The sequence below is a fragment of the Pantoea sp. CTOTU46764 genome, from assembly GCF_031974595.1.
Lineage (GTDB): Bacteria > Pseudomonadota > Gammaproteobacteria > Enterobacterales > Enterobacteriaceae > Pantoea > Pantoea trifolii.
Genome location: NZ_DALYOQ010000009.1, coordinates 53,026 through 75,597, shown reverse-complemented (window position 1 = coordinate 75,597; position 22,572 = coordinate 53,026). Strand labels below are relative to the sequence as shown.

Genomic DNA, 22,572 nt, shown 5'->3' with positions numbered 1-22,572 from the left:
ATGGCGACCTCTGCCAATAACCGCATGGAACCCAACCTCATGAAAATCTTCATCTCTGCTGACATCGAAGGCATCGCCGGCGTCATGCGCCCTGAACAGTGTTCACCCGGCCACGCGGAATACCAACTGGCGCGCGGACTCATGGAACAAGAAGTTAACGCCGCCATCGATGGTGCCTTTGCTGGTGGCGCGACGGAAGTGGTGGTGGCAGACAGCCACGCGCAGATGACCAACCTACGCGCGGAAAATATCGATCCCCGCGCGCGTATGGTGCAGGGCAAGCCGCGCGGCTTATCGATGGTGGAAGGCATTGAGCAGCAGCCGTTTGATGGCCTGTTCTTTATCGGCTATCACAGCGCGGCGGGCGAACCGGGCGTGCTGGCGCACACCATTAATGGCCGTGCGTTCTGGCGCATTCACATCAACGGTAAAGTGATGGGCGAGACCGATATCTACGCCGCAGCCGCTGCCGAACAGGGCACGCCGCTGTGGCTGGTAAGCGGTGACGATCAGCTCAAAGGCTGGATTGCCGAGCATTATCCCTCGGTGGATTACGTCTGTGTGAAACGCGCCATCTCACACACCTGTGCCGAATCCATCAGCCCGCAGGCGGCGCAAAACGCCATTCGCGCTGCGGCAACGGCTGCGGTGCAGCGCAAACGCCAAATCAGCACCACGCGGTTGAGCGCGCCTTATGAGATGCAGCTGCAAGCCAGCAAACCAGTGCTGGCGGATCTGTTCAGCCTGATTCCTGGCGTGACGCGCATTGATGCGGTGACGGTCGGCTATCGTGCCGACAACATGAACACGTTAATCAGCCTGCTGAGCGCCTTCTCCTATCTGGCGAGCACGCAGTCGTGATCGTAGGGGCGTCATTTATGGCGGCCGCGCCAAATCATCAGGTCGGTCCGCATTTCCTGCTGAATTTTGCTAACCTGCGCGCAATTTATATATAACAACGAGGCAGTCATGCAGCTCTGCAGTTTTTATCTTATTGACCAGCAAAGAAAAAGTTACGGTATTGTGCAGCAAGAGGGCGTGATTGATATCGGCGCACGTCTCGGCGCTGACTGCCCGGACCTGAAAACCTTGCTGCAACGCGGCGCGTTAAGCGATCTCGACGCCTTCGTTTCAATGCCGGTTGATCACCCGTTTAGCGCCATTCGCTTCCTGCCGGTGGTGGAAAATCCTGGCAAAGTGTTCTGTGTTGGCATGAACTACGCCGACAAACGCAAAGAGTTTGCCGAGACGATTGAAGCGCCGACGCTGTTTGTGCGTTTCGCGGATTCGCTGGCGGCGCACGAGCAGCCGCTGATGAAACCCGCGACCACGCAGGAATTTGATTACGAAGGCGAACTGGCGGTGATCATTGGCAAAGCGGCCTATCAGGTGAAAGCCGCTGATGCGCTGAATCACGTTGCGGGTTACAGCTGCTTTATGGATGCCACGGTGCGCGACATGCAGTTTACCTGGTTCACCGCCGGGAAAAACTGGCAGCAAACCGGCGGTTTCGGGCCGTGGATGACCACCGCCGACGAGATCCCCGATCCGCAGCAGCTGGCGATCAAAACCTGGCTCAATCAGCGCGAAGTGCAGAACGACACCACCGCCAGCATGGTGCATCCGGTGGCGAAGATCATCGAGTACATTTCCGCGTTCAGCCCGCTGTCGCCAGGCGATGTGATCATCACCGGTTCACCGGGCGGCGTCGGTAAAAAACGCACGCCACCGCTGTTTATGTTCCCCGGCGATGAGATTGAAGTAGAAATCGAAAAGATCGGCCGTTTACATCATTACGTGGCTTAGCGCCCGTCATACTTCGAGCCGCCGCTGCGTTGGCTACGTGTGCTCACCCCAGTCACTTACTGATGTAAGCTCCTGGGGATTCACCCACTTGCCGCCTTGCTGCAACTCGAATTATTTAGGGCGTGCTGTCTGTAAAAAGCGCACCACGCGGCTGCGGTTCAACAGCAGCCGCAGCGTATTGCCTTCGCGCGCAATCGCGAAGCGCTTCTCCCACGGTCCATCCTGCGCGGTGGCTAATAGCCGATCGTTGCCCAGCGACTGCAAACGCGCGCGAATCGCCGCCGGGCCAATGCCCATGATTAAGCTGTCGTCCTCAATCACTAACTCGCTGCGCCACTGTGGCGCGAACCAGCGGCCTTGCAGATTATCGAGACTGGCCTGATCGGCCTGCACCGGCACAAAACGTCGTGCGGCATGGCCAATCTCACCGACAATCGCCGCGCCATCATGACGTAACCGCATCGGGAAGGTGCTGGAGAGCGACACCGCCGTGCCGTGCACATCGTCACGCCACAAGGTTTCGCCTGCGCCGAGCCAGGTGGCGGTCACGCCTTTAATCTCCAGCCAGTCGGCGGCGTCTTGCGCCACGTAAAGTCCGGGCGTTAAATCGTGTCCTTTCTCCGGTAACGCGCGATTGAGCAGCGCCGCCATCACCCGCAGCACGCTTTCCGAAGTGGTGACATCTTCGCGGTTGGCGACCAGCGCCACGCCGATTTTCAGTTCCGGATGCAGCAGGAAATAGCTCTTATAACCGGCATGCGAACCGCCGTGACCAAACAGCGTCTGGCTGCCGAGCGTCGAGCTGGTGATGCCCAAACCGTATCCGCTGGTGCGGCCATCGTTGAGATTACGCGGCGCGCTCAGGCGCTGCAGCACGCCTGCCCCCGGTCCGCTATCGGCCAGCAGGCTTTGCAGCCAGCGCGTCAGATGATGCAGGCTGCCGGTCACGCTGCCCGATGCCGAGAGATGCAAACCGGCGCTGGAGAGCTGCCACTGCGCGCCGTTTTGCCAGTAGCCAGGCACCAAACCAGGCACGATATCGAACCAGCTTTCCGGCGCAATCAGGTTGATATCCAGCGGATCGCAGATGTACTGCTGCAGCAGATCATTGAATAACACGCCTTTGGCTTTCAGCGCTTCTTCCACCAGCCGATAGCCGGTGTTGGTGTAGGAGATTTCGCTGCCGGGCGCATAGTTGAGCTCGCCTTCGCGCGCGATAAAATCCAGCAGGTCGTCGGCGCGGGTGGCGTTGTACACCGACAATCCCAGCAGCGATAAGGTTTCACGCACGTCCGGCAAACCGCTGCTCATATCCAGCGCCTGGCCGACGGTGATTTGGCCGTTGGCTCCGCTCAGCTGCGGCAGATGCTGCACCAGCGCATCGTCGAGCTTGAGGTAGCGACGTCCCGGCCCGGTCACCAGCGCGGCAAACAGATGTTTGGTGATCGAGGCGAAACGCACCACGCTGTCGGCACTGAACGGCGTTTGCTGCGCCAAATCAGCCAATCCGGCGCAGTGGGTTGAGTGGATCTGGTGCGCATCAAACAGCACCATTGCGCCGCCCGGCGCGCCCGGCTGTTGCCAGCTTTCAGTGATCTGTTGTGCGACATCCGCGGCGCGTTGCCAGTGAGCGGTCATGCCGGTTCCTCCAGCGTCATGCTGAGATCGAAAAGTTGGGCGGTATGCGGATGCTGGATGCGCCGCGCGCGCAGATCGTCGGCGCTCAGCTGCTCCACCATCTCGCCATTCTGCATCACGCCAATGCGCTGACACAGGTGCGTTACCACCGCGAGGTTGTGCGTCACCATAATGTAGGTGAGTTTGCGCTCGCTGCGTAGATCGCTGAGTAAATTGAGGATTTCGGCCTGCACCGACACATCCAGCGCCGAGGTCGGCTCATCCAGCAGCAGCACTTCCGGTTCGGCGATCAGCGCGCGCGCAATCGCCACGCGCTGACGCTGGCCGCCCGACAGCTGATGCGGATAGCGGAAACGTACCGAGGCGGGCAAGCCCACTTCGCCTAACGCCTGGCTGATGCGCTGTTCCGCGCGATCGAGCTGATGCACCAGCAGCGGTTCGTGCAGGATGCGATCGATGGTTTGACGCGGATGCAACGAACCAAACGGATCCTGAAACACCATCTGCACCTGACGATAGAAGGCGCGGCTGCGTTTGGCGCTGAGCTGCATGCCGCCAAACAGCATGCTGCCTTGCCAGTCGGCATTTAGCCCGGCGAGCGCGCGCAGGATGGTGGATTTGCCCGAGCCGCTTTCACCGACCAGGCCGAAGCTTTCGCCGTTACCGACTGAGAAGCTGACGTCTTTCACCGCCGTGTGCGCCCCGAAGTGGATGCGCAGGTTATCGATTTGAATCATAGATTATTCTCGCCACGCGGCATCGCGCTGCAATACGGGTAAACGCGCGCGCGGATGGCGCAATGACGGCAAACATGCCAGCAAACCACGCGTATAAGGATGCTGCGCCTGCTGCAGCTGCCCGGCATCGAGCAGCTCGACGATGCGGCCGGCGTACATCACCGCCACGCGATCGCAGAAGTGCGACACCAGCGGCAAATCGTGGCTGATCAGGATCAGCCCCATGCCGCGCGCCGAGACCAACTCGTCAATCAGCTTGAGGATTTCCGCCTGCACGGTGGCATCCAGCGCGCTGGTGGGTTCATCGGCGATCAACAGTTCCGGATCGGGCGCCAGCATCATGGCAATCATCACGCGCTGGCCCATGCCGCCCGAGACTTCATGCGGATAGCGTTTCGCCACGGCTGCGGGATCGCGAATCTTCACCTGCTCCAGTAGCTCAATCGCTGCCTGCATCGCCGCTTTATGGCTGCCGCCTTTGTGCTCGCGCCAGGCTTCGGCAATCTGCTGGCCGATGGTCATCACCGGATTGAGTGAATATTTCGGGTCCTGCAGGATAAAACCGACGCGCTTGCCGCGAATTTTACGCAGCACTTTCTCGCTGGCACCGCGCAGATCGATGCCATCAAAGCGCAGCACGTCGGCGCTGACTTCCGCATTGCCCGGCAATAACTGCATCAGGCTGCGCGCGGTCAGCGACTTGCCGGAACCGCTTTCGCCGACAATGGCGAACTTCTCGCGGCCCACGCTAAAACTGACGCCGCGCACGGCTTCAACGGTTTCGCTGCGCGAGCGGAAGGCAACGCGTAGGTTCTCGATTTCCACCAACATTTAGCGCTCCTTGGGATCCAGCACGTCACGCAGACCGTCGCCGAGAAAGTTAAACGCCAATGACGTCAGGAAAATCGCGATACACGGCATTAATGGCACCCACCATTCGCTGAACAGGAAACGACGCGCGGTGGCGATCATCGTGCCCCATTCCGGTGACGGTGGCTGCGCGCCCATGCCAAGGAAGCCAAGGCTGGCGGCGGTGATAATGATGGAGCTCATATCCAGCGTGACGCGCACAATCAGGCTCGGCACGCACAGCGGCATGATGTGGCGCAGAATAATGCGCAGCGGTGACGCGCCGGTCAGACGGCTGGCGGCGATAAAGTCGCTGTGGCGGAACTGCAGCGTTTCGGCGCGCGCCAGACGTGCATACGGCGGCCATGATGTCAGGGCAATCGCCAGAATCGCGCTCTCAACGCCAGGTTTCAGCGCGGCAACAAACGCCAGCGCCAGAATCAGACGCGGGAAGGCGAGGAAGATATCGGTCAAACGCATCAGCGCTTTGTCGATGAAACCGCCGGCATAACCGGCGATACAGCCAATCAGCAGGCCGAGCGGCGCGGTGAGCAGCACCACGGCGATCACCATGCCGAGCGTGGTGCGGCCGCCATAGATAATGCGCGTCCAGACATCGCGACCCAGTTCATCGGTGCCGAGCCAGTGTGCGGCGGAAGGTGCCGCAAGACGGTTTTCCAGATGCTGCACGCCGGGATCGAACGGCGTCAGCCACGGCGCAAACAGCGCCAGCAGCAGCATCACCGCCACCACCAGCAGTCCGGCCATCGCTAATGGATTACTGCGCAGGCTGAGCCACAGGCGATAACGCCGGCCCCACACCGCCTGGCGACGATTGGCGGGCGTGTCGTCGAGCAGCCATTCTCGTGAGAAGAAGATCATTTTACGCGCGGGTCCCAAAGTCGATAGAGAAGGTCAGCCAGCTGATTGAGCAGCACATACACGGTGCCGACCAGCAAGGTGGCGCCGATCACCGGGTTCATGTCGGCGTTCATCAGCGAGGTCGTGAGATATTGGCCGATACCGGGCCAGGCGAAGACGTTTTCCGTCACCACCGCGCCCTCCAGCAATCCGGCGTAGGTCAGCGCCAGCACCGTGACCAGCTGCACCGCCACGGTGGGAAACGCATGCCGCCAAATCACCCGCCGTGACGACAAACCTTTAGCGCGCGCGGTGATCACGAACTCGCCGCTCAGCGCGTTAAGCATAAAGGTGCGCGTCATACGCGTGATGTAGGCCATGCTGAAGTAGGCCAGGATCAGCACCGGCTGCGCCATGTGCGCCAGCGCATCCCAGAAGGCGTCGGTTTCCCCGGCCAGCAGCGAATCGATGGTGAGGAAGCCGGTGACCTGCGGCACCATATCCTGCCAGATGATGTCCTGCCGTCCAGGGCCGGGCGCAATGCCGAGCACCGCGTAGAACACCAGCAGGCTCAGCAGCGCCAGCACGAACACCGGCAGCGAATGGCCGGCAAGACAGATCACGCGAATGGTTTGATCGACCCACGAACGTTGACGCACCGCCGCCCACACGCCGAGCGGAATGCCGATCAGCGCCGCGATGATGATCGCCGCCGTCGCCAATTCCATGGTAGCGGGGAAGAAGCGGGCGATGTCGGTAATCACCGGATTCGAGGTGAGAATTGATTTACCGAGATCGCCATGCAGCAGTTGATTAAGGTAGTGACCAAACTGCACGTAAAGGGGCTGATCCAGCCCCATTTCCGCACGCACGCGCTCGACCACCGATTGCGGTGCGTTATCACCGACCGCCGCCAGCACCGGATCGGTGGGCATGACGCGGCCAATGAAAAAGGTCAAAACCGACAGACCAAACAGCGTCAGCACCAGGCTTCCCAGGGTGCTGACGATTCTCTTCAGTAACGGCATCAGGCTTTTTTCACCTGCGCATACGGCCACTGCTCCAGCACGGTCATGTGGACATCACTCAGCGCTTTGCTGGTGGCCACGTTTTTGGTCTTCTGCATCATGAAAATGAACGGGCTCTTCTCGCGGCCTAGCTGCTGAATCTGCTGATAGAGCGCGATGCGTTTCGCTGGATCGGGCTCATGCAACGCCTGCTCGGTGAGTTTGTTGAACTCTTCATCTGACCAGCTGCAGCGCCACGCCAGCGTACGCGCACGCGCGTTATCGCTGTTGTCGGTGTTAACGCAGAAGGCTTCGGTGTTGGAGTTAGGATCAAAGTAATCGGCACCCCAAACGGTCAATGCCAGCTGATGCTGTCGTGCACGCATCTTGGTCAGAACCTGACGGTTTTCGGCGGCGATCAGTGACACTTTGATGCCAATCGCGCCCAGCTGCGTTTGAATCGCCTGCGCGATGTCCGGATACGGTTGCATTGAGTAGTGATCGAGGGTGATGTCGAAACCGTCCGGATAACCCGCTTCGGCCAGCAGCGCTTTGGCTTTCGCCAGATCTTTGTGGAATGGCGTATCGTCCAGCGCCGCCGGGAAGCCGCTCGGCAGGAAGCTTTGATGGGTGACAAAACTCATCGACAGAATGTTTTTCTGGATGCTTTCGTAATCCAGCGCCCACTTCAGCGCCTGCCACACCTGCGGTTTTTTCAGGTACTGATTATTGGTGTTGCACGACATCAGCATGATGGCCGACAGCGACTGATTCACCAGCGACACGCTGCTGTCGTTTTTCACCTGCAGCAGCTGTTCAGTGGTGAGATCATACGCGGCATCGACATCGCCTTTTTTCAGCATCAGCGCCTGCGCGGCCGGGTCGGCGATGTGTTTGAGGATCACGCGTTTGGTTTTGCTTGAACCTGCATATTGCGGGCTAATCTCCAGAATCACCGTTTCGCTGGCATTCCAGGTGCGCAGGGTAAAGGCACCGGAACCGGCGCTGTGCTGTTTCAGCCAGCCGTTACCGAAGTCATTGTTCTGCTGGTTCGCCAGACAGGCTTTCTTCGACACGATGCTGCCGACGGTGGCGGATAAGCAGTAGAGCAGGAAGGTTTCGGCCGCCGGCGCGCCGAGTTTCATCTCAACGGTGTGCGCATCTTTCGCGGTCACCAGCTGCGTCACGTTGTCTTTGGTGAAGCCGAACTGGTTGATAATAAAGGCCGGACTCTTATCCAGCTTGACGATACGCTCAATCGAGAACGCCACGTCTTCTGCGGTAAGCGGCGAACCATCAGCGAATTTGGCCGCCGGATCGAGATGGAAAGTGTAAGTGCCGTTATCGCTGCTGACGTCCCAGCTTTGCGCCAGTTGACCAATCACTTTGTCGGCTTGCTTGGGATCGGGCGTAACTAAACGTTGATAGAGGTTGCCGCAAATCTGGCCGCCGGTGGCTTCGAAGCTTTCGTGTGGATCGAGGCTGGTGATGTTATCGAGCTGCATCGCGATCACCAGCATGGTCGGCGGCGTCGCGGCAAAGGATGAATTCAGGCTGAGATAGGAAACAACAGGTACAGCAGTGCATCCTGCAAGAAAACGTCTTCTGGTAACCATGTAAACTCCCAACTGATTGATAAGTAAAATGAAAAATTGTTATTTGATTGTTTTTTGTCTTGACTTTACGCACCTGCCGGAGGATTAATACCGGCTCTAAGCCATTTGTTTCACGCGCGTGTGCTCGCCCTTTTTTGGTGCAATTTGCTCCGCCAGCTGGCAGTGCTGCGCTTTCCCCCGATCATGGAACTGAACAACATGTCTGACTCGATGACCCTCGATATTCCGGTCTTTGACGGCCACAACGATGTGCTGAATAAGCTGTGGCAGCACCATCAGCCGGACGCGGTTAATGCCTTTTTCACTGGCACCAAAACGGGCCAAATGGACTTGCCGCGTATTCATCAGGGAAATATGGCAGGTGGCATTTTCGCCACTTGGGTGCCGTCCCACCCTCTGATTGCAAGAAGTGCGCCAGACCTCGCAGATTTTCCTCAGGAAATTATCAACTCAGCGCGCGACGCGACGTTTTCTATGCTGGCGCTGCTGCTGCGCATTGAGCAGGCCTCAAACGGCCAGGTGAAGATTTGCCGCAGCGTGCGTGATATCCGCCACTGCATGGCAAACAAGGTGTTAGCGGTGGTGATGCACGTGGAAGGTGCGGAAGCGCTGGATACCCACGGTGAATTGCTCGACATGCTCTACGCCAGCGGCTTGCGCACGCTGGGGCCGCTGTGGAGCCGCCCGAATCAGTTCGGCGACGGCGTGCCGTTCCTCTATCCTTCGTCGCCGGATATCGGCAATGGCCTGACGGCCGCGGGCAAGCAGCTGGTACGCGACTGTAATCGCCGCCGCATCATGGTTGATTTGTCGCATATGGATGAGAAAGGTTTCTGGCACACCGCAGAGATCAGCGATGCGCCGCTGGTGGCGAGCCACTCCAACGCGCATGCGATCAGCGCGCAATCACGTAATCTCACCGATCGCCAACTGGCGGCGATTGCTGAAACCAACGGCTTTGTCGGCGTCAATTTTGCCGTGCCGTTCCTGCGTGAAGATGGCGATCGCCATGCGCCGACCGGCGTCGATGCCATCGTGCGCCACGTTGAGTATCTGCTGGAAAAAGTCGGGGAAGATGGCGTCGGTTTTGGTTCAGATCTTGATGGCGCCACCATGCCGGGCGATCTGAAAGACGTGGCCGGATTCCCACTGCTGGTGCAGGCGCTGGCGGCACGCGGCTATTCGCGTGCGCTGCTGGAGAAGATTTGCCACGGCAACTGGCTGCGCGTGCTTGAAGCCACCTGGGGCGAATAATCATGCGGCTGCGGCATATTGAAGTGTTTCAGGCGATTGTGCAGACCGGCAGCATCAGTGCGGCGGCGCGTTTGCTGAATGTGTCGCAGCCGAATGTCAGCCGCGTGCTTAATCACGCCGAGCAGCAGCTTGGTTTTGCGCTGTTTGAACGGCGCGTGCAGGGCATGGTGGTGACCGCAGAAGGGCGGCGTTTGCTGCCGGAAGTGGAAGACATCTACCAACGTTTACAAGCAATTACCCAGCTCACCGAGCAACTGCGGCGCGGCGAAGGGCAAACGGTGCGCGTCGGTGCCGCTCATGCGTTTGGTCAGATGGTGTTAGCGCCAGCGCTGGTGAACTGGCGACAACAGGCGGCCTCGGTCAGCGTGGAATTGGTCACCGAGCATTTCAGCACCTTGTGCAGCATGATCATGGCGAATCAGCTCGATTTCGCGCTGGTGTTTGGTCAGCAGGTAGATGCGGATTTACTGGCGGAGCCGCTGTTTCAGTCATCGATGGTGGCGTTGCTGCCGCGCGATCACACCCACAATGAGCCGGTGACGCTGGAGTGGCTGTGCGCCAACAACTTGCTGATGATGCAGAATCAGGATCCGCTCGGTCGCGTGCTGCACCGCGCGCTACGCGATAAAGGACTCAATCCGGCGGTATCGCTGTCGATCAAAACCTATTCGGTGATTGCCGACATGGTGCTGGCGGGCGGCGGCGTCGGGATTGTCGATCTGTTTACCGCCTGCCGCTATGCTGACCAGCTCAAGCTGTTGCCGGTCGCGCAGCCGCTGCCGTTTGAAGTGATGTTAATCAGCCGCCGCGATCAGCCGCAGTCGCAATCCACGCTGCAGCTGAAACAGGTGATTCGCAATAAGCTGTGGGAGATCGCGCGCCAATGTGAATCGCAGTTTTTCACCCGCCCAACGTAATACCGGTTTCGTAGGGTCGCCATTTATGGCGACCGTCCCACTCCTAACACCGTCTTTAATTACAGTGCCGCATTCATGCGCACCAGGTCGCCATGAATGGCGACCCTACGGAGTTTGTAGCGATTTTGAGTTAAGAAAACGCAATGCTGCTGCAGCGCGGGTGTTGAGGCGACATCCCAATCCGCTGAACGAGTGAGGGATTCCAGGATGAGCCGCATGGATGCGGCGAGAGGTGGCGTTGAGCAGGAGCGAATCGACACCGGTCCGTCAGGAATCGTGAATGAGTGAAGGTACCGCGAAGCGGCGGGTTGGGCTGGCGCAAGGCCCGGGAGTGCAGAGGGCGCGGCCAGGCGTCCTCTGCTCGGTCGCCGCACGAAGGTGCTGCAACTGCCTCAGCACATGGCGAACGAAAGTCGCACTGCGCTTAATGGACATGTATTACGCCATTCCTGGCGACCACTCAAACCCCATCGGTAATCGGTTTACGCACCAGCAGCAAATACGCCAGCGCGCCCAGCACCGTCACACCGGCGCAAATCATCAACGCCAGGCTAAACGACTTGGTGGTATCCAGCACCCAACCGGTGATCACTGGCGCGAACGAGGCGAACACGAAGCTGGCGAAGTTCTGGATGCTGCCAACCGAGGCGGTCATGCGCGCCGTGACGTTGGCGTGAATCAAACCCCAGCACGATGTACCGGCAAAGTGGATACAGAACAGCGCCATACCGATCATGGTCACCGCGCTGGTGGTGTCGGTGGCACGCGTTACGAAAGCGGTAAACGCAGCAGACAACAGCATGCCAGTGACGATTGAGACCTTACGTACTTTCACCGCATCATGGCCACGACGCACCAGCGCATCGACCACATAACCGTTCAGCAACATGCCCGCCGCGCCGAACAGGAACGGAATCGCCGCCAGTAAACCGGTACTTTTCAGGTCGAGGTTATAGGTGGATTGCAGATAACCCGGCAGCCACGCGATATACAGCCATGCGGTGTAGTTGATGCCGCTGAAGCCAATCATCATGCCCCACATGGTGCGCTGCTTAAACAGGCCGCGCCACTCGGCAAAACTCAGCGGCTCTTTGCGCGATGCCACGCTGCCCGCCTGCAGATAGTGAATCTCTTCGCCACTCAACTTGTTGTTATCGCGATCGCGGTACATCAGATACCAGCCGATGGCGAGGAACATGCCGAGCACGCCGATGGTGACAAACATGCCGCGCCAGCCCATCACCATCATCATCGCGGCCAGAATCGGCGGCGCAATGGATAAACCAATCATCGAGGCGGCGTTAAACATGCCCATCGGCATGCCGCGATCTTTGATGTTGAACCAGTCGTTGATCACCTTCACGCCGCACGGGTTCATCGGCGCTTCACCAATACCTAACCCGATGCGCACCAAAATAAACTGGGTGAAGTTATGCACCAACCCCGCCGCTGCCTGGAACAGCGACCAGAAGAACATGCCAATCGCCAGCATGATGCGCGGCCCTTTGCGATCGAGCAGCGCACCGCACGGCAGCTGTGCTAAACCGTACGCCAGTGAAAACGCCGACAGCAGCACGCCAATTTCAGTCGCAGATAACCCCAGTTCTCCCCGGATGGTCATATTGGCGACCGACAGCGAACTGCGATCGAGATAGTTGATCATGGCGGCGAACAGCAGCAGCAACATGGCGGTAATCTGGATCTTTCTGATGCGCGGCGAGCGCACCACGTCACTGCGTGCCGGGATAAAATCTTGCCCGTCTGCAGCCGGTTGTGGCGTGTTTTCGCGGCCACGAGCCGAAGTATTTTCCATTGCGACCTCCCGGATCTGGGTACTTATCGTTATGCGTTTGTGTGGGATCCTGCGGCAGCAAAACGGTGCTGCCCCAACGGATTGACTTCGAGACTAGAAGCAATCAGATCGGGATGTTACGGAGATGTTTCAGATTCGTGCGGGAGCTAATGCTTTGTGGTTTTTAATCGGTTTTTAATTGTACTGACGGATAGATCGGATCATCGATGTTTTGGCGGTGCCGAGATGATTGTGCAGGGCGCACAAAGCTTCGACATCCTGGCGGCTAATCAGCGCCGTCAGAATCGCCATATGCTCCTCCAGCGCCACAATATTGCGCTGCTTGAGGTCGGTTTCATCCCATTGATAATGCGAGTGAAAAATCACGGAAATAATCTCCAGCGACTGATTAAAAAACGGATTGTTGGCAGCGGAGAGAATCAGCGTGTGCATTTCTTTATCCAGCGCGGCGAAGTGGCGGTAATTGCTGGCGATGGTGTCGCGCATCGAACGATGGCGATCCAGCAGGTCGCGCGCCTGCATCCAGCGCTCATCCTGCGAGGGCAGATTGAGAAAACGCGTCAGGGCGTGGGTTTCCAGCATTTCACGCAGCTCAAACAGGTTCTCGGCATACTTCTGATCGAACTTCTTCATGCGCCATTGTCCGCGTCTCACCGGCTCCAGCAGGTCATAACGCATAAAGCGCAGCAGAAATTCGCGCACCACAATCGGGCTGACCTTCACCTGCTGCGCTAACTGCAGCTCGCTAAAGGTATCGCCCGGCATCAGCTGACGCTGATTAATCAGGTTGAAAAAGGTCTGCTCGAACTGCAGCGCCTGCTGATCAATCGGCGGTGTCAGGGCGTTAAAACCATCTTCATCACTGGGATCGCGCACGATAACGTAGGTTTCATCCACCTTTTCCAGCACGCCGCGCGCATGCAGATGCTGCAAGGTGTGGCGCACCGTGGTGCGGCTGATGTTGAACATTTCGGCCAGCGCCGCCTGCGGTGGCAACGGCGAACGGATATGCCGTTTGGCAATGCCTTCCAGCATCTGGTTAATCACGTTCTGACGAAGGTTCTGGCTGCGGCTCATGCGCGTCTCCGGTTTTTTATCTATTAAAAACCATACAAAGCCCAAAAAAAGCGGTTGGCTTCACACTTCCCCCAACGCAAAACGCTGTCATCGGCGATTTTCGCCATAACTGCGACAACAGCACAGGAGAAGCCCATGACAACAATGAAAACGCTGGTGGTCGCCGAGCCGCGCCAGATGGTGTGGCAGCAGCGCGCAAAGCCGACGCCCGCCGCCCATGATGTTCTGATCAAACCGATTGCCGCCGGGATTTGCGGCACCGATATCCACGCCTGGGCCGGCAATCAGCCGTTCTTCAGCTATCCACGCGTGTTGGGGCATGAGCTGTGTGGCGAAGTGGTGGAACTCGGCAGCCAGGCCAGCGGCTTTAGGCTGGGCCAGCGCGTGGCGCTGATTCCCTATGTGGCCTGCCAGCAGTGCGATGCCTGTTTGAGCGGCAAGACCAACTGCTGCGAAAACATCTCGGTGATTGGTGTGCATCAGGATGGCGGTTTCTGCGAATTTCTTAGCGTGCCGAGCAGCAATTTGCTGGCGGTGGATGATGTCGATCCGGAAGCTGCCGCGCTGATTGAACCCTTCGCCATCAGCGCACATGCGGTGCGCCGTGCGGCCGTGGCGGCGGATGAGCAGGTTTTGGTGGTGGGCGCAGGCCCGATTGGTCTTGGCGTGGCCGCAATTGCGGCGGCGGCGGGTGCCAACGTGGTGGTGGCTGACACCAGCGAGCAGCGCCGTGCGCACGTGGCGCAGAAACTGGGTTTGGCGACGGTGAATCCATTAGACGCCGATTTTGACGTGCAGCTTAAAGCGGAGTTTGGCGGACGTTTGGCCGCCAAAGTGATTGATGCCACCGGCAGCCCGGCGGCGATGAACGGCGCGGTGAAACTGATTCGTCACGGCGGCACCATCGTGTTTGTCGGCCTGCATAAAGGCGATCTGGTGATCCCGGATATCGAGTTCCACAAAAAAGAGACCACGCTGATGGGCAGCCGCAACGCCACGCTGGAAGATTTCGCTAAAGTTGGCGAACTGATGGCGAACGGGCAGCTTCGTGCCGATATGATGCTGAATCGTCATTATGATTTCTCAACGCTGGCGGATCGCTTTGAAGCGGACGTGATTAATAACCGGGAGCTGATTAAAGGCGTGATTCACTTCGGGCGGTAATTCTCTGGGATGTTCGGTCGCCATGAATGGCGACCCTACGACCGCTTTGTCGCATATTGTCTGCATTGCCAAGCCAGCGTATTATCTCCCGCCTAAGGTGATGGCGTGCCACCTTCCCCAACCGCCGTTCTGGTTACAGACGGCTGATGACGCCTGACAACACTCGTATCCCTGCGCGGGAGACGGCGGTGTGTCAGGTGTTATTCTGTCCTGCCGCGGCCCTGCGCGTCATTCATTTCAGGAGCTCCAAACTATGTTGAAGTCGTTACTGGCGGTGGTACTCGGCGGTGCGGTGGGCTGTTCGCTGCGTTGGTTGATCTCATTACGTTTTAACGCGCTGTTTCCCAATCTGCCGCCGGGCACCTTGATGGTGAATCTGGTGGGCGGTTTTATCATCGGTGCGGCGCTGGCTTTCTTCGTGCGCAATCCGCATATCGATCCCTTCTGGAAACTGCTGATTGTCACCGGTTTATGCGGCGGCTTAACCACGTTCTCGACCTTTTCAGCAGAAATTGTCGGGCTGCTGCAAACCGGCAAATACCTGTGGGCGATGTCGAGCGTGATGGTGCATGTCATCGGTTCGCTGCTGATGACCTTCGCCGGTTTTGCCGTGGTAAATCTGCTGGGATAACCATCGGGCTTGAAATAACTCCTCAGAGGTAGATACTGATCGCCATTCTGTGCGCGTGACGCACAGAATGTGTCACCGATTATCCGGACGATTAAGGAGCTGTGTCATGCGTCATAACCCCAAATTCCTTAACCTGGTGTTGTTAAACGGTGAACCTGAGGAGAAGCTGCGTGCCGCACGCGCCGCCGGTTTCGAGCAGGTTGAGATCTGGCGCGACGATGTGCAAGCCAGTACGCCACAGTTAGCAAAGCAGTTACAGCTTGGCTTCACCAATGTTCAGGTGCTGCGCGATTTCACCGGTGCGCCGGATCGTGAGCGCCAGCAAAAACGCGAAGAGCTGCGTCAGTTCATTCAAATTGCCCAAACCATTGGCTGCGACACCATTCAGGCACCGGCCAGCACGCGTGAAGATTGCGTAGCGGCGCGCATTGATGAAGATTTACGTTGGATGGCGTCGGAAGCCGCGCGCTACAACATGCGCATCATGTATGAGCCGATGGCGTGGTGCAGCGTGGATAATACGCTGCCGCTGGCGTGGGAACGGCTGCAACGGCTGGACCAGCCGAATATCGGTTTGGTGGTCGATCTGTTCCACATCTGCGCGTTAGGCGGCGATGCTTCGCAGCTGGATGGCATTCCTGCCGATCGTATCTACGAAGTGCAACTGTGTGACATGGCCGACATGCCGCCGCAGGATAAGCAGCCGCTCAGCGAGTACGCGCGCCACCAGCGCTTGTTGCCGGGCGATGGCATCATTGAAGTGGAACGCTTTGTCGATAAGCTGAAAAGTGCCGGTTACAGCGGGCCGGTCGGCATTGAAGTGTTTAACGATAAGTTGAAAGCGCAGCCAGCAGAGGTGGCTGCGCACAAGGCGTGGCAGGCGTTAAATCGCTACTGGCCTTAATCCTGCAAACATTGCGCAATAAAACCGGCAGCATCCATCGCACCCTGCGATGAAATGGTGTGGCCGGTGGCCGCTTCATAGCGCGCTTCCACCGTCACGCCAGCCTGTTGCAAACGCTGCTCCGCCGATGCGCTTTCGCTAAACGGAATCACATCATCGGCTTTGCCGTGAATCAGCAGCGCGGGCGTATACGGCTGCGGTGTTAACGCGCCATCAAACGCCAGACGACCGGAAAATGCCACCACGCCCGCCAGCGGATAACGGCCCGACGCCAGCGCATCCAGCGCCATTATCGAACCCTGCGAAAAGCCCACCAGAATCACTTTGTCCCACGCATCCGCCATGCCGTGTTGTGCCATCAGCTGTTGCAGTGTGTCATCAAAGGCAGCGCGCGCTTCACGCACCCGCACCGGGCGATTTTCGGGTGTGATGCCGGCCAAACTAAACCACTGATATCCCATAGCATGTTCAAAAGGATAGGGCGCATTCGGCGAGGCAAACGCCACATCTGGCAGCAGGCGCGCCCAATGTTCGCCGAGCACCGCGAGGTCGTCGCCGTTGCTGCCGACGCCATGTAAAAAAATCACTAACGCTTTTGCCATCGCATTGCTCCTTAAAAACCGTAGGCCGCCATATCCGGGCCAACCGGCACAATGCCGTTGGGATTCAGCGCTTTAATCGAATAATAGCCCTGCTTAATATGGTCGATATTCACCGTCTGACGCACGCCAGAAACCGACAGCATACTCTTGAGATAACGATCGTGCAGCGGATAGTCGCGCAGGCGGCGCAGGTTGCATTTAAACAGGCCGTGATAGGCGGCGTCAAAGCGCACCAGCGTGACGAACAAGCGAATATCCGCTTCGGTTAAGCGCTCGCCGAGCAGGAAGGTGCGGCCATCCTGCAAACGCAGCTCCAGCTCATCCAGCTGGCTGAACACATCGTTAAACGCCTGCTGATAGCTGATCTGCGTGGTGGCGAAGCCGGTGCGATACACGCCGTTATTCAGGCGTGGATAGATCGATTCGTTCAGCGTGTCGATCTCTGCGCGCAGATCCTCGGGATAAAGATCAATACGATCGTCCGCCAGCGCGCCAAAGCCGCTGTTCAGCATGCGCAGGATATCGGCCGACTCGTTATTGACGATGGTTTGCGTCTTTTTGTCCCACAGCACCGGCACAGTGGCGCGGCCGGTGAAATCGGCATCGGCGCGGGTATAAAGCTCGTGGATGTATTCGGCTTTATTCAGCCAGTCGCGATCCGCGCCGGGATAATCACCGAAGCGCCAGCCTTGCGCGCCAAGCTGCGGTTCCACCACCGACACGCTGATCACTTTCTCCAGCCCTTTCAGAGTGCGTGCCAGCAGCGTGCGCGAAGCCCACGGACAAATCAGTGCCACATAGAGGTGATAGCGATCCGGCTCGGCAGCAAATTCGCTGGAACCATCTGCGGTGATCCAGTGACGAAAACTGGATGTCTGGCGTACAAATCCGCCCTGTTTATCGGTGGCTTGCACCGGATGCCACTCTGCACTCCACTTACCGTTTACCAGCATCGTCTTCTCTCCTCAGTGTTGATGAAGTGAGCATACAGCGCTGCTGGTTGGGTGATAATCAGGGCAAAATGGCTTTCATTGCTTCCAAATTGGAAGGAATCAGCCGGGCGGATGGTGCTGGAAATGGGCGGCGAGGAAATCGATCAGCAGCCGGGTTTTCTGCGCCAGATGACGCGCCGGCGGATAGAGTGCGAACAAGCCGAGCGGCGGCGTGGCGAACGCCTCTAATATCGAGACGATTTCACCGCGCTGCAGAGCGGGCGCGGCAATAAAACCCGGCAGCCGCGCAATGCCCAATCCGGCAATCGCCGCCTGCAAACAGGCTTCAGTATTCGAAAAGCAGAGACGACCCCGAATCGGCATGCTAACGCTGTCGCCGCACGGCGTGACAAATGGCCAATGCCAGGGATCGCGGAAGTTGGTATCGCTGATGCACTGATGTGCCGCCAAATCGCGCCAGTGCTGCGGCGTGCCGTGTTGCAGCAGATAACTGGAAGACGCGGCCACGCGGATTGGCACATCGCCGAGGCGGCGCGCAATCAGGCTGCTGTCGTCGAGTTTGCCTATGCGGATTGCCATATCGAAGCCTTCATCTACGATGTTGACTGCACGATCGGAGAAGTTCACGTCGAGTTCGATCTGCGGATAATGGCGCGCGAACTCCACCAGCACGCTGGCTAACACCGCCGTACCAAAGGTGCCGGGCGCGCTGATTTTCAGGCGGCCGGTCGGCGTGGTGGCGCTGTCGCGCACGGTGGCATCCAGCGTATCAAAGGCTTCCAGCAGCGTTTTTACCCGCTCGTAATAGGCGCGACCGACTTCGGTGGGCGAGAGCGCACGCGTGCTGCGTTTAAACAGCTGGACGCCAAGTTCCTGCTCCAGCCGGGAGACCAGCTTCGACGCCTGGCCGCTGCTGGTGCCAAGGCGCTCGGCCGCACCGGCAAAGCTGCCGACTTCCAGCACGGCGACAAACATGCGGTCACAATCGAGTCGATCCATGGCGTTTCCTGTTAGTTCAGCGTTTTATGTTAATCGGTCGCCATGAATGGCGACCCTACGTCGTAGGTTGCGCATTAATGCGCACATGGTCAAATGTGGTGATTACACATTCAGTGCGCTGCACCTTTTCCCACGCGGGAAAACCTGTTGAACTAGGCGCCTGCTTTCACCAGGCCGGGAGCCGTGAATGTCTTTGCTACATCTGTCATCGCTGGCGGAGATTGCCGCCGTCGAATGGGATGCGCTGTTACCTGACGATCAACCGTTTTTACGCCACGCATTTCTCTTGTCACTTGAAGAGAGCGGCAGCGTGCGGCCCGAAAACGGCTGGCAGACGGATCACCTGTTGTGGCGGGAAAATGGCGTGCTGCGTGCCGCCATTCCCGGCTATCGCAAACGCCATTCGCGCGGTGAATATGTGTTTGACCATGCGTGGGCGGATGCCTGCCAGCGCGCCGGTATTCCTTACTATCCGAAATGGCTGGGCGCGATTCCGTTCAGTCCGGTGACCGGCGCACGTCTGTTGGGCGATGAAGACGCGGTGCTGAAATTGCTCAGCGCGCTGCCGGATAATCTCTACGAACAGGGTTTGAGCGGCGCGCACATCAATTTCACCACGCCATTCGCCAACCACATCATGCAGCAGCAGCCGGATTGGCTGGAACGTCTTGGCTTGCAGTATCACTGGCACAACAAAGGCTACCGCGATTTTCAGGATTTCCTCGACACGCTGATGTCGCGCAAGCGCAAACAGCTGCGCAAAGAGCGTGAGCAGGTGATGAGCAGCGGCTTCGAATTCAGCTGGTATCGCGGCGATGAGCTGCGCGAAGATCAGTGGGATTTTGTCTACACCTGCTACGCCAACACCTATGCGGTGCGCGGCCAGCGGCCGTATTTGACGCGCCACTTCTTTAGCCTGCTGGCAGAGCGCATGCCGCGTTCGATTCGCGTGGTGATTTCCTCGCTACAAGGGCAACCGGCAGCGATGGCATTCTGCTTAATGGACGGCAACACGCTGTACGGCCGCTATTGGGGCTGTCTGGCGGAGTTTGATCGGCTGCATTTTGAAACCTGCTTTTATCAGGGCATGGATTTCGCCATCGCGGAAGGTTTGCAGCGTTTTGATGCGGGCGCGCAGGGCGAACATAAACTGGTGCGCGGCTTTGAGCCGCACATCACCCATTCGTGGCACTATTTGTGTCATCCCGGCTTGCGCGATGCGGTGGCGGATTTTCTGCTGCAGGAACGGGAAGGCGTGCGCGGTTGGGCGATTGAAGCGCGCGACGCCTTGCCGTATCGGCGTGGTGATTAATCCGCGCCGACAAAACCGCCGGTCTGATGCTGCCACAGGCGCGCGTAAAGTCCGCCGTGCGCCAGCAGTTCGCGGTGGTTGCCCATCTCGACAATCTCGCCTTTCTCCAGCACCACCAGACGATCCATTTTGGCGATAGTGGAAAGACGGTGTGCGATGGCAATCACCGTTTTGCCCTGCATCAGCGTTTCCAGGCTCTCCTGAATCGCCGCTTCCACCTCGGAATCCAGCGCGGAAGTGGCTTCGTCCATGATCAGAATCGGCGCGTCTTTCAGCAGCACGCGCGCGATGGCAATACGCTGACGTTGGCCGCCCGACAGCTTCACGCCGCGCTCGCCCACGTGCGCATCCAGGCCGGTGCGGCCTTGCGGATCGGAGAGCAGCGGAATGAACTCGTCGGCGCGCGCGCGGATAATCGCCGCCTGCAGCTCCTCTTCCGTCGCATCCGGGCGACCATACAGCAGGTTTTCGCGAATCGAGCGGTGCAGCAACGACGTGTCCTGGGTGATCATGCCGATTTGTCCGCGTAAGCTCTCTTGCGTCACTTCGGCGATGTTTTGATCGTCAATCACAATGCGACCGCTGTTGATGTCATACAGCCGCAGCAGCAAGTTCACTAAGGTGGATTTACCGGCGCCGGACGGGCCAATCAACCCGATTTTCTCGCCCGGTTTGATGTTGAGATTGAGGCGATTAATCACCTGACGGCTGCCGCCATAATCAAAACGCACATCCTCAAAGCGAATCTGACCGCGCGTCACCTGCATGTTTTTCGCGTTCGGCTGATCCTGCACGCTCAGCGGCTGCGCAATGGTGTTCAGGCCATCCTGAACCATACCGATGTTCTCGAAGATGCCGTTCACCACCCACATGATCCAGCCGGACATGTTCACCAGACGGATCACCAAACCGGTCGCCAGCGCAATCGCGCCGACGCTGATCAGCGACTGGCTCCACAACCACAGCGCCAGGCCAGACGTGCTGACAATCAGCAAGCCATTGAGCGTCGAGAGCGTAATATCCATGGTGGTGACCATGCGGCTAGCGTGCTGGGTTTTGTCGGTTTGCTCCTGAATCGCCTCACGCGCGTAACGTTTCTCCAGATCGTTGTGCGAGAACAGTTTGATGGTGGCGATGTTGGTGTAGCCATCGACGATGGTGCCCATTAATTTTGAGCGCGCTTCCGATGACACCACCGAACGCTGTTTAACGCGCGGCACGAAGAAGCTCAGCGACACGCTGTACGCCACAATCCAGATCACCAGCGGAATCATCAGACGCCAGTCCGCTTCGGCAAATAGCACCAGCGAGGTCACCGCGTAAATCACCACGTGCCAGATGGCATCCACCAGCTGTACCGCCGAATCACGCAGCGAGTTACCGGTCTGCATGATGCGCTGGGCGATGCGCCCGGCAAAATCGTTCTGGAAGAAGATCAGGCTCTGGCGCAGCACGTAGTTGTGATGCTGCCAGCGGATCATGCTGGTCATGCTCGGGTTAATGCTTTGATGCACCAGCATATCGTGCGCGGCAATCACCACTGGCCGCAGAATCAGCGCCACAAAGCCCATCCACAACAATATTTGCCAGTTATCGCTGAACAACGAGGCGGGCGTCGAGTGATTAACCAGATCAATGATGCGGCTGAGATAGCTGAACAGCGCCACTTCGATCAGCGCCTGTACCAGCCCGACAATCAGCAGCGCGACAAAGCTCGGCCACACCTGACGCAGATAGTAGAAGTAGAACGGCCAGACGCTGGCGGGTGGGGAATCGGTTGGCGCATCCTGGAAAATATTGATAAAACGTTCAAAACGGCGATACAACATAGAATCACTCTTCCCGAAATGGTGAGAGTTAACAGCTTAGTGCATGTGAAAAGGGATTACCGACATGGATTTACACATTCGCGGTCGTGAGCCGGGCGACGCCGCCGCCTACCAACGCCTTTACAGCCATCCTGACGTTTATCGCTGGACCACGCAGCTGCCGTGCCCGAGCGCGGCGACCTGGCAGAAAAAATTCGAAAAGATGGATGAGCTGGGATACATCGGCTTTGTTGCGGAGATCGATGGCGCGATGGTCGGCGAGCTGACGCTGTTTGTCGAGCAGCGTCCGCGCACGCGTCACAGCATCAGTTTTGGTATCAGCGTCGATCCGGCGTTTGGCGGGCGCGGCATTGGTGAAAAGCTGATCCGCAACGCGATGGATTACGCCTTTAACTGGCTCGGCATTATGCGCATCGAGCTGGAAGTGTTTCACGATAACGAACGCGCGCTGCGCCTGTATCAGAAGCTGGGCTTCGAGCGCGAAGGCGTGAAACGCAAAGCCTGCCTGCGCGACGGCGAGTATCACGATATCGTGCAGATGGCGATATTACGTTAACCGTAGGGTCGCCATTCATGGCGACCTTGTCGATAACCGCACTAAAC

21 protein-coding genes and 1 riboswitch are annotated in these 22,572 nt (G+C 58.3%); of the genes, 9 read left to right on the top strand and 12 right to left on the bottom strand.

Going from position 1 to position 22,572, the window contains the following annotated elements; translation table 11 throughout:
* Positions 1–39 precede the first annotated feature (39 nt).
* Positions 40–861, top strand: coding sequence for a M55 family metallopeptidase (locus RTM06_RS05565; RefSeq protein WP_258144153.1), 822 nt, complete (start codon positions 40–42; stop codon positions 859–861).
* 108 nt (positions 862–969) lie between these two features.
* Entirely contained in the window at positions 970–1,806 is an 837-nt protein-coding gene (locus tag RTM06_RS05560) for a fumarylacetoacetate hydrolase family protein (protein ID WP_312180541.1), read from the top strand.
* A 111-nt stretch (positions 1,807–1,917) separates the two neighbouring features.
* On the opposite strand, the gene RTM06_RS05555 is transcribed toward RTM06_RS05560, so the two are convergent.
* From RTM06_RS05555 to RTM06_RS05530, 6 genes are read right to left on the bottom strand one after another with little or no spacing between them, the layout of a single operon-like run.
* On the bottom strand, positions 1,918–3,444 hold the full coding sequence (locus RTM06_RS05555) for a serine hydrolase domain-containing protein (RefSeq protein ID WP_312180539.1): 1,527 nt from the start codon (positions 3,442–3,444) through the stop codon (positions 1,918–1,920).
* Positions 3,441–4,181 carry an ABC transporter ATP-binding protein gene (locus tag RTM06_RS05550; RefSeq protein WP_256697772.1) on the bottom strand — a complete coding sequence of 247 codons (741 nt, stop codon included), beginning with the start codon at positions 4,179–4,181 and terminating at the stop codon, positions 3,441–3,443. The genes RTM06_RS05555 and RTM06_RS05550 overlap by 4 nt, the downstream gene beginning before the upstream one ends.
* Before the next feature lie 3 nt (positions 4,182–4,184).
* A complete protein-coding gene (locus RTM06_RS05545; protein WP_312180536.1) occupies positions 4,185–5,012 on the bottom strand; it encodes an ABC transporter ATP-binding protein in 828 nt (275 codons plus the stop codon).
* Positions 5,013–5,912, bottom strand: a complete 900-nt coding sequence (locus RTM06_RS05540; RefSeq protein ID WP_154157288.1) for an ABC transporter permease — start codon at positions 5,910–5,912, stop codon at positions 5,013–5,015.
* Entirely contained in the window at positions 5,909–6,919 is a 1,011-nt protein-coding gene (locus RTM06_RS05535; RefSeq protein WP_008106687.1) for an ABC transporter permease, read from the bottom strand. The genes RTM06_RS05540 and RTM06_RS05535 overlap by 4 nt, the downstream gene beginning before the upstream one ends.
* The gene (locus RTM06_RS05530) at positions 6,919–8,514 is read right to left on the bottom strand and encodes an ABC transporter substrate-binding protein (protein ID WP_265302696.1); all 1,596 of its coding nucleotides are present in this window, start codon (positions 8,512–8,514) and stop codon (positions 6,919–6,921) included. The genes RTM06_RS05535 and RTM06_RS05530 overlap by 1 nt, the downstream gene beginning before the upstream one ends.
* A gap of 198 nt (positions 8,515–8,712) precedes the next feature.
* Between RTM06_RS05530 and RTM06_RS05525 the strand changes: the two genes are divergently transcribed.
* Complete coding sequence (locus RTM06_RS05525; RefSeq protein ID WP_312180531.1) at positions 8,713–9,768, top strand: dipeptidase; 1,056 nt, start codon at positions 8,713–8,715, stop codon at positions 9,766–9,768.
* A gap of 2 nt (positions 9,769–9,770) precedes the next feature.
* Positions 9,771–10,685, top strand: coding sequence for a LysR family transcriptional regulator (locus RTM06_RS05520; protein ID WP_312180530.1), 915 nt, complete (start codon positions 9,771–9,773; stop codon positions 10,683–10,685).
* Positions 10,686–11,145: 460 nt separating this feature from the next.
* Here the strand turns inward: RTM06_RS05520 and RTM06_RS05515 are convergent, their stop codons facing one another.
* Both RTM06_RS05515 and RTM06_RS05510 read right to left on the bottom strand, forming a co-directional pair.
* On the bottom strand, positions 11,146–12,498 hold the full coding sequence (locus tag RTM06_RS05515) for an MFS transporter (RefSeq protein WP_312180528.1): 1,353 nt from the start codon (positions 12,496–12,498) through the stop codon (positions 11,146–11,148).
* 174 nt (positions 12,499–12,672) lie between these two features.
* On the bottom strand, positions 12,673–13,575 hold the full coding sequence (locus tag RTM06_RS05510) for a GntR family transcriptional regulator (protein ID WP_312180526.1): 903 nt from the start codon (positions 13,573–13,575) through the stop codon (positions 12,673–12,675).
* Positions 13,576–13,710: 135 nt separating this feature from the next.
* Here RTM06_RS05510 and RTM06_RS05505 point away from each other — a divergent pair, with 135 nt between their 5' ends.
* From RTM06_RS05505 to RTM06_RS05495, 3 genes are all read left to right on the top strand, one after another.
* Positions 13,711–14,739: a zinc-binding alcohol dehydrogenase family protein gene (locus tag RTM06_RS05505; protein WP_312180524.1), complete on the top strand. Its 1,029-nt coding sequence runs from the start codon at positions 13,711–13,713 to the stop codon at positions 14,737–14,739.
* A gap of 87 nt (positions 14,740–14,826) precedes the next feature.
* A riboswitch (Fluoride riboswitch) is annotated at positions 14,827–14,902 on the top strand.
* Positions 14,903–14,992: 90 nt separating this feature from the next.
* The gene (gene crcB, locus RTM06_RS05500) at positions 14,993–15,370 is read left to right on the top strand and encodes a fluoride efflux transporter CrcB (RefSeq protein WP_039333080.1); all 378 of its coding nucleotides are present in this window, start codon (positions 14,993–14,995) and stop codon (positions 15,368–15,370) included.
* A 106-nt stretch (positions 15,371–15,476) separates the two neighbouring features.
* Complete coding sequence (locus RTM06_RS05495; RefSeq protein ID WP_256697762.1) at positions 15,477–16,274, top strand: sugar phosphate isomerase/epimerase family protein; 798 nt, start codon at positions 15,477–15,479, stop codon at positions 16,272–16,274.
* Here RTM06_RS05495 and RTM06_RS05490 read toward each other — a convergent pair.
* From RTM06_RS05490 to RTM06_RS05480, 3 genes are all read right to left on the bottom strand, one after another.
* Entirely contained in the window at positions 16,271–16,876 is a 606-nt protein-coding gene (locus RTM06_RS05490) for an alpha/beta hydrolase (protein WP_312180519.1), read from the bottom strand. The two genes, RTM06_RS05495 and RTM06_RS05490, sit on opposite strands and share 4 nt — an antisense overlap.
* 11 nt (positions 16,877–16,887) lie before the next feature.
* Complete coding sequence (locus RTM06_RS05485; protein WP_312180517.1) at positions 16,888–17,829, bottom strand: glutathione S-transferase family protein; 942 nt, start codon at positions 17,827–17,829, stop codon at positions 16,888–16,890.
* Positions 17,830–17,928: 99 nt separating this feature from the next.
* Positions 17,929–18,828 (bottom strand): LysR family transcriptional regulator, encoded by a 900-nt coding sequence (locus RTM06_RS05480; RefSeq protein ID WP_312180515.1) that lies wholly within the window; start codon positions 18,826–18,828, stop codon positions 17,929–17,931.
* Between the two features lie 187 nt (positions 18,829–19,015).
* On the opposite strand from RTM06_RS05480, the gene RTM06_RS05475 reads away from it, so the two are divergent.
* On the top strand, positions 19,016–20,140 hold the full coding sequence (locus RTM06_RS05475; RefSeq protein ID WP_312180513.1) for a GNAT family N-acetyltransferase: 1,125 nt from the start codon (positions 19,016–19,018) through the stop codon (positions 20,138–20,140).
* Here the strand turns inward: RTM06_RS05475 and RTM06_RS05470 are convergent.
* The gene (locus RTM06_RS05470) at positions 20,137–21,969 is read right to left on the bottom strand and encodes an ABC transporter ATP-binding protein (protein ID WP_312180511.1); all 1,833 of its coding nucleotides are present in this window, start codon (positions 21,967–21,969) and stop codon (positions 20,137–20,139) included. The genes RTM06_RS05475 and RTM06_RS05470 overlap by 4 nt on opposite strands.
* A 64-nt stretch (positions 21,970–22,033) precedes the next feature.
* Between RTM06_RS05470 and RTM06_RS05465 the strand changes: the two genes are divergently transcribed.
* Positions 22,034–22,525, top strand: a complete 492-nt coding sequence (locus RTM06_RS05465) for a GNAT family N-acetyltransferase (protein WP_312180509.1) — start codon at positions 22,034–22,036, stop codon at positions 22,523–22,525.
* Positions 22,526–22,572 lie beyond the last annotated feature (47 nt).